Genomic DNA, 12,553 nt, shown 5'->3' on the forward strand with positions numbered 1-12,553 from the left:
TTTCCATGATGAACCTCCACACGTCTGGTTGAGTGCGTCAGTTTCCCTCGAAGGGAGGCGTCGGGTCCATCTCAGTAGAATCTAGCGGTAGCCGCGCGCCTAGCCTTTTGCAGCAGGGCCCGGGGCCCCATGGATTTCGCGCATTTGAAGAATATGTAAATCGTTGATTGATAATGAGTTTCAGGATAAATCGCCAGAAATTGCAAGGAAAAAACGATTACTCTGAGTTGTGGGCGAGGCTTGTGGTAGCGAGCGCTGATCGAGTCGCTAGACGATCGGGGCCGGATGTTCAGAAGCGTCGTCAAATGGGCTAATCTGACGGATATGAGCGCCTAACCTTTCTGATCCTCCGCCATGCAACTCGACATTTTCGCCGATAGCCGTGACGTCATGCTTCGTAACGATGTACTGGACGCGCTGCAGCGGCGTCACGCGGCGGCGGCTCGACAGGCGTGGCAAAGGATGGCCGATGAATATCCTGGGGACGACACCCTCATTGCGCTCACCATGCTGGTCGGCGAGCTTGAGGGCGCCGCGACCGCATATTTCACGGATCATCAAGCGCTTGACGCAGCGCGTCGGGCTTTGAGCGAAGACGTCGAGCCTGCTGCAGTACGGTTGTTTGGCGAATCAGCCGCGCGCGCATGGCTGATACCGTGCTGGCGCGCACTGGCTCAGCGCGGGACGCCGCTTACCTTTCGCGCGGACGACAGTGACAATCACGCGGCTCCCCTATGGCTGCGCGCCGGCGACTGGGCGGCGGCCACCGAAGCCATCGAGCAAATTGAGTCCTGGCGACGCATTCCAACCCCATTGATGTGGATGGCGCACGCGCGCTATTGCTCGGATGGGCTGGGAGCGGCCTGGCCGTTGCTGACGGAACTGGCCTGGCTGTCGCCTGGCCGCTTCGCGTCTCTTGTTGCTGAGCTCCGTGATCCCCCACTGGACGCGTTAGTCAGGAAATTCGACGCGCAGTTCGAAGGCGCAGGCCAGACCGCTGATCTTGCGTGGTTCCCCGCATGGGTACTCGTCGAAAAAGCAGCCTTGGCGTCGCGGATTCGCGAAGCACAACCGTCGCGCCACACGTCTCCAGAACGGGCAACGCGGTTGCTATTGCAGATCCTTGACCTCGAGCGGCGGGGTAGCCAGCATGACTTGGTCGATCGACGCAAGGCTCTGCGTGACCTGCATGTCGGACTGTACGCCGCCTATCTGAAAACGCGCTGACAGCGGTTGCCGAACCGCGCCTACCGAATCGCGTCAGCTGAAGGCGTAAATGACTCGTCGCAACGCTTCAGAGTGCAAGAGATCGCACGCGTCACGCTCAAGGTCGAGCAGGCGATCGCCGCCCACTGTCAAGGACGCGTGACAGCACTCCTGTCCCTGGACCGACTCGGCGAAGGCTTGTCTGCGTTCGAGCGCGACTCACTTCGCACCCGCGACGTACAAAACCGCCCCTCGCCTGAACTTGTCTCACGACAAGATGATTTGGTCTGCTAATTATTATTATCAGATAAGGTTTTAATGCATAAAATAACGGGTATCGGCCATCGCGTCTGTCCGGTGCTCGTAATCATCTGCTTTAAGAGCGCTTCCCAGAGCGCGTCGACCAACAGAGGAGGGCGGTATCGCCAATCAAGTCCAGCAGCTCGCGCTGCCCCCGCCGCGCACGTACACGCGCACTGATTTCGCGGCGTTGCGCGCCTTCGTGCAGCGCATCGACGCAGGCGTCATCGCCCGGCGTTACTACGATCCGGACACGACCCCGCACGCGGCGACGCCGGAGACGCTCGCGCGTTATCTGCGCACCATGCTCGATGACCTGGTGCAGCTCGCGTTGCGCAACGGCTCCGCCGCGCTCGCGTCGCACCTGAAAGCGTCGATCAAGCAGCACGGCAGCGCGAAGCTGACGGCGGTGACGTTGCGCATGGTCGAGCAGGCGTCGACCCTGGCGGCCGCCGCCCCGTCGCTCGATCACCAGGTGGGACTGTGGTTCCGGCCGCTGGTAACCAAACGACTGGTCGGGGAGGGGATCGACACCCTCGGGCAGCTGGTCGATTTCTGCAATTCGCACGGCGGCAGTTGGTGGCGCTCGATGCCGCGCATCGGTCCGCAGCGTGCGCGCGTGCTCGTTGCATGGCTGCGCCGACAAGAGAGCGATCTGGGCAAGCGCATCGAGGCGGATGTCGATGCCGCACCGCTGGTGCCGGCCGTGGGTCTGGGTAATGTAGTGGTGATCGGGGGCTCGATTGACGCACCGCAGTTGGCCCCGTTCGAGCGGCTCGCGATTCCGACGGCGCTCTCCGGGGAACAGGGCACCAACCGCGGCCGGGACTTTGCGTTCATTCGGGCGGAACACGATCCGGCGGCGGTGCACGCGTATCTGAATCGCTATCGCGACCGGCCCCCGACCTTGCGCGTCTACACCCGGGAGCTCGAGCGACTGGTGTTGTGGCTCGTGATCGTGCGGGGTGTCGCGCTCTCGTCGATGACGGTGGAAGACTGCGAGGCGTACAAGGATTTCCTGAAGGCGCCGCTCGCGAGTTTTGTGGGACCGAAACGCCCGCGCGCGAGAGTGGTCGTTGGCGGCCGTTCAGCCCCGAGGGACTATCGCCCGACAGCCAGGCGTACGCGGTGCGCGCAATTCGCGCGGCGTTCGCGTGGCTCACGACCGTCCGGTACCTCGCCGGCAACCCGTGGAGCGCGGTGACGGATCCGGCGACGATCACGCGCGAGGTCGAGGTGCAAGTCGAGCGGGCGCTATCCGCCGATCTCTGGGCGCAGGTGCGTGCGGAGCTGGATGCCCGCTGTGAGGGCGGGGACCTGGGTGGCTTGACACCCACCGAGGAAGAAGCGCGCCAGTGGCGCACTGCGCGGGCGGCGATTTTATTGATGGGCGACTCGGGGGTGCGGCGCGACGAAGCGGCCCACGCCCGTCGAGAAAACTTGAGCGCGGCCGTCGTGACGTCGGGCGGCCCTGCCAAACCTTCCGCCAAGGGGTTGATCAGGTCGTCCCCGAAAGCCGCGGCAAGCGAGGTGGCAAGTGAGGTGGCACGCACACAAACAAGCGCGGCGGTTTGGGCCTTGACCATCGTCGGCAAACGCCGCAAGCAGCGCACGGTCCCGGTGAGCGCAGCCGCAGTTGCCGCCTTGCGTGCACACTGGGCCGATCGGGAAAAAGACTTCGATGTGCCGGCGCTCGCGGCTCCGTTGATCGCGCCGATCGTGATCAACGGCACTGAGGCGTCGCTGGCCAAGCATGATGGCGGCACGGACGGAAACAGTGAGGCACCGTATTCCGCCGACGCGCTCGCGCGCCTGGTGCGCGAAGCTGTCCGACGCATCGCCGGTGATCTGCTGCGCGAGGGTGCGCTGTCCTACGATGCGCACGCGAAATTACTCGCGACCTCGGCGCACGCGTTCCGACATACCTTTGGTACTAGGGCAGTTGCCCGGGACATGCCTATCGACGTGGCTCAGCGCATCCTCGGTCACGCCTCGTTGCAGACCACGTCGATCTACGTGCACGCCGAACGCCAGCGCATGCTTGATGCCGCGGCGCAATATTATTCAGAAGACGGCGGCTAGTCGTCGTTGGAAAACTCCAACTGAGGAGCAGGCGGCTGGCGCCGCCATACCAGATCTGTCTCGCGCTAGCGAGGCATGTCCGGTGCGGTATCCTCCGGGCTGGCACGCATACAGGCTGTCAGTTAGCTTAAATGGAGAGTACAAACATGAACAAGCAGGAACTCATCGATGCAGTGGCAAGCGAAGTGGGCATCGCGAAATCCGCCGCAGCAGAAACGATCGGCGCATTTTTGGCGACGGTGACGAACGCGGTGGTCAAGGGCGACCCGGTTCAACTGATCGGATTCGGGTCGTTCAGCACGGGCGCGCGTGCGGCCCGCGCGGGTCGCAACCCGAAGACCGGCGAAGCACTCCAGATCGCAGCGTCAAAGACCGTCAAGTTTACGGCCGGTAAAGCGTTCAAGGACGCAGTGAACCAGTAGGGCGTTGAACGCGGTGTCCGCCTGTCCGCCTGCGCGGGTCGCAGGCGGTGGCAATGAGTTCGGCTTGATGCCTGCGGGCGCACGCTAGAACAATTGATCCTCGAGCAGTTTGAGGTTTTTCCACTTCACCGCGCTGCGTCGCTCAACACCATCGGCGTGCAGCGAGCGGATCATGGCGCGCTCGCCGCGCGCGTCTCCCGACACCTCGGCGACTCGATTGTCATAGCGGACCAGTGCACCGCGCTTGGGACGCGCCTTTTGCTATGGCTCGGTCGATTTCAAATCCGACCAAGTGGCGTGAAACTTTTACTGGAAACGCAGCAAAAGGGAAGGCCCATCGATGGGCCTTCGAAGGGGATATAAGGGGGGTATCGAAACGGTGCAGGGGCGTACTGATTTGGTAACGGGTGGGCACGGCGCCTGCTCATACCTTATTCCGTCCTTACCAAGAGCGAAACTATGAAAAAGATCGCCATGGCCATCGTAGTCGCTGTCACGGCATTCTCCGCCGCAGCCCCTGCATTCGCCTATTACCATCACGATCGCTATTACCATCATTGTCATCGAGTCTGGCATCACCATCACTGGGAGCGGGTCTGCCGATGAACGCCCGAATTTTTCGGGCGATCTCATCGCAAAAGGGAACGAACTCCCTCAAAAAATGCTCCGAAGGGCATCAGCTTACAAGTTATCCGGGGCCGACGGAGAAAACCGCTCGGTCGCGTTCTGTTATATCCAGGCGTGCCACGACCTCGAGGCGATGCGCGCCTACGTGAACAAATATCGCGATCAGCCGAAAACCGCGCGGTCGTACGCGAAGGAAGTCGAACGATTTTTATTGTGGTCGGTGGTGGTGCGCGGCAAGGCTGAAAAGTGAATGCATTCATGGGAAAGGAGACACGCCGTTAGTCCGATTTCGGGCGGACCAGTGGCGACGCGCTTGTGCCAGCCAGAAATTGGCGGAGTTGTTTTTCGGCTTCCACCACCCGGTGCATCGGTGCCTCGCTCACTTGCCGGTCGTGCAGCGCAAGCAAGCGTCCGATCACGGGCGCATCTTGCTCGCTGATGATCCACTGGGCGCTTTTCGCCGCGACGGAGAGGGCGTTTTCGGGCACAGCTTCATCATGCCCGAAGCCCTGAGCGGCACCTCCCAAAGACTTATGTGCTGAGGGCAGAAGGCCATGTACACCGAGGCGCGGAACGCACCAGCGCGCTAGTCTGACGCCGACTGCTAAGCCGCTTGGACAAACGGCGGCCTGCGTGTGCCGCATCGTCGCGTCCGAGCACGTGCCTACGACGTCTAGCGTCGACGCTGCGGGCATTACGGACGATACCGCCGCATAAAAGACTGACATCCTCGCGTATTTGCAACTGCGTTGGGGCAGGTCAGAGTTCAAGCGCCGCGAGTGACATCTGCTTGTACCCCCGGGGTCGCTGGACGACAACCACGAGCCAGCAATGGTAAAGCGAATTCGATCCTGATCGCACGACACCGGTCGTAGCAATTCTTCAGCGTCGGAGACGTGGGACTGTTACTCGCCGAAGGCAAGTCTTTGCTCAATTGTGTGCAGCAGGAGTTCGTTGTCGAGCAGATCGAACGCCTTCCAGAGTTGTTTCCGTAGGGATTGCCGCTTTCATAAAACTCTGCGGCTCAAACTTGGGATATTTGTTTGCGATCTCCTTCGCCATTCGCTGAGCCTCTCTCTCATCCCTCGCCGTGACAGTGATATTCGTTCCATACTCACCGGGTTCAGCGCTGAATGTTGGGTGCTCGACCGTCATGCTGCCATCTGGCAGGAGCCAGTAGCGCTTCCCGTCGACCGTCTGAATCTTGATACTAGGCGGCTCTCCGCGACCACGTTTTACGCCATGCATCATCGCGACGTTTGAAAACTGACGCCAGATCTCCACGTCCCAACTATCGCCCGCCCGACCGTTGCAATCCTTGCAATGAAGCCCCAAATCTTTCGACGACCGCCCATTGAGTTAGGGATGATGTGTTCCGCCGAGTCTCCCTTGAGTGCGATCGGATCATCGCAAAGTGCACATACGGTTTAGGTGCTAATCGTGTCCATGCTTTTTCCTATTAGTGGACGGGCGTGCCGCTGGCAAACGATATCACCGCCCGACATAATCAGATCATCGCGCCTAGCCCGGCGAGGCGAAAAGCGAGTTAGGCCAGCTTGTTGGCGCGACTCCTTCATGGGCGTGCTAGGGGCAAAGCACATGGGCATCGCAGAACTACTGCTGAGCGGCGGTCAGGCGGCTAAAGAGTTAGTTAAACACGCCGACCTGCTCGCAATCGGAATGCCCGGATATCTGGCCAAGTGGATCCTCGCGTAGCAGTGTAGGCCGGAGGGGCGTGCTTATGTTGCGCGGGCGCCGCGCTTTATCGCGCATTGGCGCAAGGACAGTTAAAGCCCCACGCGCATCGAATCGGCCTGGCATACGCTGTCTAGGCACGCTGTCGACGATGTTTCGCGTATTCGTCTCTGCGCGAGATTGCCCGACAGGCCAAGCGTTGACCCAAAAGCACACTTGCTCGGTGCGTGTGCGAGGCAGGATCGCTCAGGGATATCATCTTCGGGGGAGTAGACGACTCTGTGGATTCGGCTGCGTCGGAAGCTACTGGATTGCTCTCTTCGAGGGCTTGGAGATACTCCGGCACGGCGCGACTCTGTCTTGCGGTAGGCCGCCAGTCGATGGGATCTGTTCCCGGCACCGCGCTTGAACGACTTGCATCTGCCTTGGTGATACTTGCATCGACGGCGAATCCTTCACCCCTCACAAGCCCCCCTCGGCCATGCAACGGCCCAAGACGGACTCGAACACATGGCGTAAGAGATCGCTGTCACGAAAGCGTCCATGGCGATTCTTAGGGAACGTCGAATGTTCAGGTACGGCATCGTCCAGACCCACCCAGGCGGCAGAACCAACGATATGCCAGGTTTAGATGGACCTCTTCGCATAGCCTGCGCTCGGAGTGAATGCCGAAGCAGTAGCCCACCATGAGTTCTGGATCAATCGAAGGTCGACCAATTGGACCGTAGAAAGGAGCGAGATGCTGACGCAAGTCGCCGAGATCGAGCGCCCGGTCGATGCCTCGCAGCAAGTGAGTTTGAGGCACGTGATTATCGAGGTTGAATGAGTAAAAAAGCTTGTCCTGCCCGCTATCCCGTTGACCCACCATGACGATTCGCTCTTCGTCTATCAATACATAAAGGATACCTAATCATTAACATAAGGCGACTTTTTCAGAATCGGCCGTGTTCAGCCGGTCGCCAGCTCACTCGGCCAGACATTGAAAAGTCGCTTTCATGCTGAAAGCTGCCGCTCGCTTTGCTCAGTGACCCGGAAGAGGCTTACCGTTGAACTTCGACTATGGGTTGTGTACGCCTCCGTCGGCAACAGCTAGTCTAGGCGGCCTGGCGAGTATCGCATCGCTGCTGCAGCGAGCGTCTTCGATGAGCTGCATGAGTGCCTCGCAGGAGAACGGCTTCTGCAGATAGCCATCGAAGTGCCCGGCAATGTCTCCCTGACTGACAGCGTCTCCCGTCATCGAAACGAGGAAAGCCGCGGAGCGAATCAGCGTTTCCCTCAGCGACCGTGCGACAGCACTGTTTTTTATGTCGGGCAGGTGCTCGTCAGGGAAAGTGATTTCAAAAGCGCCGGTACAAAGGAGCCTGAGCGCAGTTTCGCCATCGTAGGCCACACCAGCATGCTGGCCATAGCAGTCCAGCAGGAAAGCGAGACTGTCCGCGACAGACTCATTGTCATCGGGCTTCGATCGGATTCAAGCCTCGAGGACATCGTACAAACACGGGATACGTAGGCGGACCGCATGTGTCGCGATCTAACCAACAGCGCCAGACGGAGAGTTGGTTCCGACCCACCGGCCGCAGCGCGCACGTCTGTCTACCAATTCGCACTGGTCACCATTAAAAATCCAATATTTTCAACTAGTTGTGTGATCGCGTACCGCGGCGCCACCGTTTGGCATGCACTTTGCATTGATCCTAATCGAGGAGTGGCGACACCCTCAGAACAAGCTCTGACATTCCTGACTGACTAATTTACCCTTGGAGAATCGAAATGAACACGCTGGTAATCAAAGACCTTCCCGTAGCCGTTGAGATGGATCGTACTGCAATGACCGCCGTCAGCGGCGGCAGGTTGCCGCAGCAGATCGTGAACATCATCCAGGCCGTTGGCGACTATGCATCTGACGCTCCTACTCAGCACAGTTTTACTGGCAGTGGGGCTTCTGTGACGTACTAACGGAAACACGGTGATTTCGTGGCTCAAGGCCCCTTCAACGAGGGGCCTCTTTGAATTCGCTTCCGGTGACTTTAACCGCGCTGCCCCGATACCGGCCGTTCCGCCTCGACTCGACGGGTTGTTGCGAGCGCGAGCGTTCTTTCCGAGGGCATTGCGACCGTTTTCTTGTCACGATCGATGAGGTACTAGGCATCCGGTTTCCGACCAAGCGTGCTCAACTTTTCTCCTCGCAAAACAACGGACCCCCACGCGGACCGCAGACGCGAAACTGTTCAAGCATTGGATGGACTACACGCATTTCCTGACACGGAGGCTGCCCAACGTGGGTACCGAAATGAGTCTTAATGTACTTGCCTACAATCTCATGCGAGTGCTGCGAATCCTGGGGTTCAAGAAAACAATGAAAGCGATGTGGCTGGTGGGTGCGTGAGCACCCCGTAGGTCCTAACGCAAACCCAAAATAGCCATTTATAAGGCATTAAAGCCGGTCAACGGTTCGTTGTCGCCGCATCGGTCGAAGAGGCAGTTAAACACGTCAGGCGGCGTTACAGTCGCGCGTCGCACTGCGATTCTGTGGACGTTTCCACACAACCTGGGTCGATTCGAGCCCGACGCGTCGGGCAGCACGCGGCTATCTACGGACGTTCATCCAGTTCTTGCGCGGACATTTGAACGTTGGCTTCACCGCGGTCAGCGGCCCTTCGTTAGACGCAGCCATCCGGCGGGTCGTCGGCCGAAGCGATCATTCACGAAGGCAGGATTTCGCCGGTCTAACCGACAGCAGTGAAACAAATCTACGGCTATTAAGCTGACGATAAGCTTGGCCTCTTATCTTGATGATGACGCGAAAGAAATTCCCTTGCGTCCCTTTTTTTGAATGGAGGCCTGACATGTTGCGTCACATTACTGCCACTACCCGAACCGTTCTTGCCATCACCACCCTGACTGGCATCGTCGCCATCAATCAGGCCGTCACATCACACCGCAGTCCCGTAAGTGCGCCCACGCAGACGACTCTCACGGATGACGCCGGGGAACCGCCGATGGACGCGGCCAATGCGCCGCTGTCCTCGCTGCAGCTCGCGGTGTTGCTTGAAGGATTCAACTGCCAGGCGCTCAACGATGCCGCACAATCTGCATACGCGCACACTCCGTAACGTCGGGGAGGCTTGCCGCACGGTGGGTCTTTTTCACTATTTCACCGCTTACCCGTCGGTCTTTCGCTCGCGCCGAGATTGCTTGCAGGCAGGCGTTGTTGCGACGCGCTTTGCTCTTCACAAATGATTTGAATCGATCGTTCGCACGCAAAAGCGCTGAGAACGGAGCCTTGCGCAGTTGTTGTAGCCGCTTCGATCAGCGCGTTGTGGACTGCGAGGCGTATCGATAACCGCAATTCCGGCTTCAGGGTCGGGAGGCTATGATCGACAACGTTCGTCGCCTGGGCGAGCGTGACTCCGTTCAGACACATCGCAAACACTGGTTGCGTCAGCTGGAAAAACACGCGATCAGCGTCCAGAGCCGGAAGAGGGTCGTCAACGCTTTTGCGGCGCGCTTGCTTCGAAATCCCGGCAATACTGGCGAATCGACGTGAAGAACTCTTCGTCGCCCGACGCCTTTGCCACCATTACGAACGACATCAATCCCCGGAGTATGTAATTCCAGAAGCCGTCAACGTGGGAATGCCACAGAGGGGTATCAAGCATGCCGTTCATGTGGAAGCGTGCGGGCTGTCCGCCATACGTCTCCATGATGTGCGGAGATGCACCATGCACATAGCCGGAGTACGCTTTATGAAGAACCTTCATCGCGGCTTTTCCAATGCTCGGATCCGGGCCCGCCGCAGGGTTTTGTGTCAGATATGCGTGGATCCTGTCTCTGGGAATGTTGGGTCGCTTGACCGCCGTTTGCGTCAGTCGCTCTCCGTCCTCAAACTCTTCGAGATAGAAGGCTTCGATGAACTTCTTGTGCAGTTCGGTCTCCTCGAATATTTGACCGAGCGCGAGAAAATTGATGTCTTCGTTGGCCTCGTCAGCAATGCGACATACGGCGGCCTGTTCAGCAATAAAGCCCTGCGCGAGGAGTACGCGTGCAGCTCTTAGCGCGCTTACCAGGCGAGCCATCTTCTGTAGCATCGCTTGAACCGTGCCTTTCTCCGCGTAACGGTATCCATGCGAAATCTTGGCTATTGTCGTTAGCTCTGGCGGGTCCAGCTGGTCGGCAATATGATGGACGTAGTTCTCCATTAGCTCCAGCGCCTGGTCATATAGCTCGTCTCGCGTCATTTTATCAGCTCCCGATCGCCATATTCCGGCAGTTTACGCGGGGATTTGTCGTCAACAGTGGAATGCTTCTTTCGGCACGATCTGTATCGTGAAGCCGAGTCCGTCGAGCACCTCGAGCAAGCGCGTCACCTCGGGATCGTCGTCACCATCCTTCGGTCGATAGGGCGTAAGCGGTGTTTTCTCCACACTACGGAAGAAGCATGAAGGGCGGCGCTCCCCTAGAACGGCATATCGTCGAAACGCGGCGTGGCTAATGACCGTTTCACGGACTTTAGCCAGCCCTTCAGTTGCTTGACGTCATCGAATACGAGCAGGTCATGTTCAAGGGCGTGGAGGCTCTCCTGCAGCGAGAAGATATCAGCGGCAAGATTGCGCATGATGGTGCCGGGCGACACCTCGATGAAGGGCGGAATTCCGTAGCTGTGCTTGAATCCGTTCTCGACGTGCAGGATTTCGTGGTCGAGTTCACCGACCTGTTCCTTCAGAATCTTGTTGTAGTGTTTCAATCGGTCTTCGCCGATGTTGTTGATGACGCTCTGGTCAATGTGTTCTAACTCCAACTGCAACTCAAGCAATTGCAACAGGCTATTTTTGCTATACGCCTGATTGACCCTCTGCATCAAGGTGGTCTTGCGCTCACGTTCCTGCGGATCGGTCTCGCGGTCCGGATGCAAGGCGCTGGCCAGTTTGCGATAGACCTCGCGGATAGATAAGCTCAGTTCGGCCTGCTCAACTTGTTCTCGTGCCTCTGCTGCGAGTTGCCTAGGTGTCTTTTTTCGTTTGGCGCGGCGCGCTTCCCGAGCCTGGTTTTCGAGTGCATCTTGTGCCTGTAGCTGTTCCATTTGCGCATGGGCGCGCTGCAGTACATCCTCGGGAGAACTCATATCAACGTCGTCGCCAAGCTCGACCCCGAGCATGGCCTCGAGCGCCGATTTCATGTCGTCCAATTCGGCGGCTGCTTCACTGTCAAAGTCAGATTCGCTATACCGGTTGTAAATCGATTTAAGCTCCGGATCATCGCTCTGCGCGACCAGCTCACCTGCCAGGTCGCTGATCAGGTCTGCAATCGTGCGGCGCTCGGATTTGGTCAGCCCCTTCTGAGCGTACGCCTGGTCCAGGCGATGCACGAGCTTGGTCCGCAAGTCGGTGGAAGTTTGCTCAAGGGGAGCGAAATCGCTTACGTATTTCCGATGGAAGGCAGGCATTGCAGCCTCCCAGGCACTCAGTCTGGCGCGTCGCTTTTCAATCTGCTTGATGAGCGTGTTGAACGCCTTTTGCCCTTTCGACAGATTAGACTGGTTATGGTCCGGAGCAATGCTGATGGACCTGAGATTTGTCCTGGTCATGGGATGATTTCCGCTGGTTGATGCGAGAGCGAGCACGCCGCTATTTTAGCCGAGGTCGCGGTTGCACCGCGCTGCGATAGCGAGCACGCGCACGTTGCCGATCGATGATCGATTTATGCCGGAGCTCGTGGAGAGCGCGGATTGGATCCCAGATCGGGATGCTTCACGGATGGGGTGTAGCGAGCGGCACTCGTTTGGCGAAGTTAAAAGGCAGCAGGTCGCTGATGTCAGCGTCCGATGCCCGTTGTGGCATCTCGGTGAGCACATGATGCAGATACGCATAGGGCTCGACGTTGCAGGCCCGGCACGTCAGCACGAGGCTATAGACAATGGCGCTCGCCTTCGCGCCCGCAACTGTGTCAGAGAAGAGCCATGAATTTCTCGATGTTGCAAATGGCCTGATATCTCTTTCCAGAATGTTGTTATCCACGGGGGCACGCCCATCGATCACGTAGCGGCTTAAATATTTCCATTGGTTTCTCGTGTAGCTGATCGCCTTGCCCAACAAGCTTTCAGGCAGTACTTGGAGCGCCTGCGTGTCCAGCCAAGCCTTGAACGCTTCTAGTACAACATCCCGTAAATAGGTTTAATAATTATCTGGCTGCAAATAAGGCTCCAGGAGCGTAACGACGAGTTG

At 58.6% G+C, this 12,553-nt stretch carries 12 protein-coding genes and 3 pseudogenes; 8 read left to right on the top strand and 7 right to left on the bottom strand.

Translation table 11 applies throughout. From position 1 onward, the window contains the following. Window positions 1–354: 354 nt before the first annotated feature. From AWB69_RS43780 to AWB69_RS43795, 5 genes are all read left to right on the top strand, one after another. A complete protein-coding gene (locus tag AWB69_RS43780; protein WP_062092998.1) occupies window positions 355–1,227 on the top strand; it encodes a hypothetical protein in 873 nt (290 codons plus the stop codon). 481 nt (window positions 1,228–1,708) lie between these two features. Next, window positions 1,709–2,710 (top strand): phage integrase family protein, encoded by a 1,002-nt coding sequence (locus AWB69_RS50650; RefSeq protein WP_331712723.1) that lies wholly within the window; start codon window positions 1,709–1,711, stop codon window positions 2,708–2,710. Continuing rightward, window positions 2,635–3,588, top strand: a complete 954-nt coding sequence (locus tag AWB69_RS50655; protein WP_331712724.1) for a tyrosine-type recombinase/integrase — start codon at window positions 2,635–2,637, stop codon at window positions 3,586–3,588. The genes AWB69_RS50650 and AWB69_RS50655 overlap by 76 nt, the downstream gene beginning before the upstream one ends. A gap of 146 nt (window positions 3,589–3,734) precedes the next feature. Further along, window positions 3,735–4,010 carry an HU family DNA-binding protein gene (locus AWB69_RS43790; RefSeq protein WP_062092999.1) on the top strand — a complete coding sequence of 92 codons (276 nt, stop codon included), beginning with the start codon at window positions 3,735–3,737 and terminating at the stop codon, window positions 4,008–4,010. Between the two features lie 661 nt (window positions 4,011–4,671). Then, window positions 4,672–4,887, top strand: coding sequence for a hypothetical protein (locus AWB69_RS43795; protein ID WP_062093000.1), 216 nt, complete (start codon window positions 4,672–4,674; stop codon window positions 4,885–4,887). Window positions 4,888–4,915: 28 nt separating this feature from the next. Here AWB69_RS43795 and AWB69_RS43800 read toward each other — a convergent pair whose 3' ends face one another. The 4 genes and pseudogenes from AWB69_RS43800 to AWB69_RS50660 form a co-directional block, all read right to left on the bottom strand. Then, window positions 4,916–5,125, bottom strand: coding sequence for a hypothetical protein (locus AWB69_RS43800; protein ID WP_062093001.1), 210 nt, complete (start codon window positions 5,123–5,125; stop codon window positions 4,916–4,918). Between the two features lie 442 nt (window positions 5,126–5,567). Beyond that, window positions 5,568–5,921, bottom strand: coding sequence for a hypothetical protein (locus tag AWB69_RS48430; RefSeq protein ID WP_062093002.1), 354 nt, complete (start codon window positions 5,919–5,921; stop codon window positions 5,568–5,570). A gap of 643 nt (window positions 5,922–6,564) precedes the next feature. Continuing rightward, window positions 6,565–7,200, bottom strand: a pseudogene (locus AWB69_RS46675) (transposase); the annotation flags it as partial. 189 nt (window positions 7,201–7,389) lie between these two features. Then, window positions 7,390–7,803, bottom strand: a complete 414-nt coding sequence (locus AWB69_RS50660) for a response regulator (protein WP_062093003.1) — start codon at window positions 7,801–7,803, stop codon at window positions 7,390–7,392. A 299-nt stretch (window positions 7,804–8,102) separates the two neighbouring features. Between AWB69_RS50660 and AWB69_RS43815 the strand changes: the two genes are divergently transcribed. The 3 genes and pseudogenes from AWB69_RS43815 (at window position 8,103) to AWB69_RS43820 (ending at window position 9,445) form a co-directional block, all read left to right on the top strand. Continuing rightward, entirely contained in the window at window positions 8,103–8,288 is a 186-nt protein-coding gene (locus AWB69_RS43815) for a hypothetical protein (RefSeq protein ID WP_062093004.1), read from the top strand. A 274-nt stretch (window positions 8,289–8,562) separates the two neighbouring features. Next, window positions 8,563–8,718 (top strand): annotated as a pseudogene (locus tag AWB69_RS48435) (IS5/IS1182 family transposase); the annotation flags it as partial. A gap of 460 nt (window positions 8,719–9,178) precedes the next feature. Beyond that, window positions 9,179–9,445: a hypothetical protein gene (locus tag AWB69_RS43820; RefSeq protein ID WP_062093005.1), complete on the top strand. Its 267-nt coding sequence runs from the start codon at window positions 9,179–9,181 to the stop codon at window positions 9,443–9,445. Between the two features lie 375 nt (window positions 9,446–9,820). Here AWB69_RS43820 and AWB69_RS43830 read toward each other — a convergent pair whose 3' ends face one another. From AWB69_RS43830 to AWB69_RS43840, 3 genes and pseudogenes are all read right to left on the bottom strand, one after another. Then, window positions 9,821–10,570 (bottom strand): hypothetical protein, encoded by a 750-nt coding sequence (locus AWB69_RS43830; RefSeq protein ID WP_231937441.1) that lies wholly within the window; start codon window positions 10,568–10,570, stop codon window positions 9,821–9,823. A gap of 218 nt (window positions 10,571–10,788) precedes the next feature. Continuing rightward, window positions 10,789–11,916 carry a molecular chaperone DnaJ gene (locus AWB69_RS43835; RefSeq protein ID WP_062093007.1) on the bottom strand — a complete coding sequence of 376 codons (1,128 nt, stop codon included), beginning with the start codon at window positions 11,914–11,916 and terminating at the stop codon, window positions 10,789–10,791. Between the two features lie 163 nt (window positions 11,917–12,079). Next, window positions 12,080–12,484: pseudogene (locus AWB69_RS43840) on the bottom strand (IS66 family transposase); the annotation flags it as partial. Between the last annotated feature and the right edge of the window lie 69 nt (window positions 12,485–12,553).

It is taken from the genome of Caballeronia udeis (assembly GCF_001544555.2).
Lineage (GTDB): Bacteria > Pseudomonadota > Gammaproteobacteria > Burkholderiales > Burkholderiaceae > Caballeronia > Caballeronia udeis.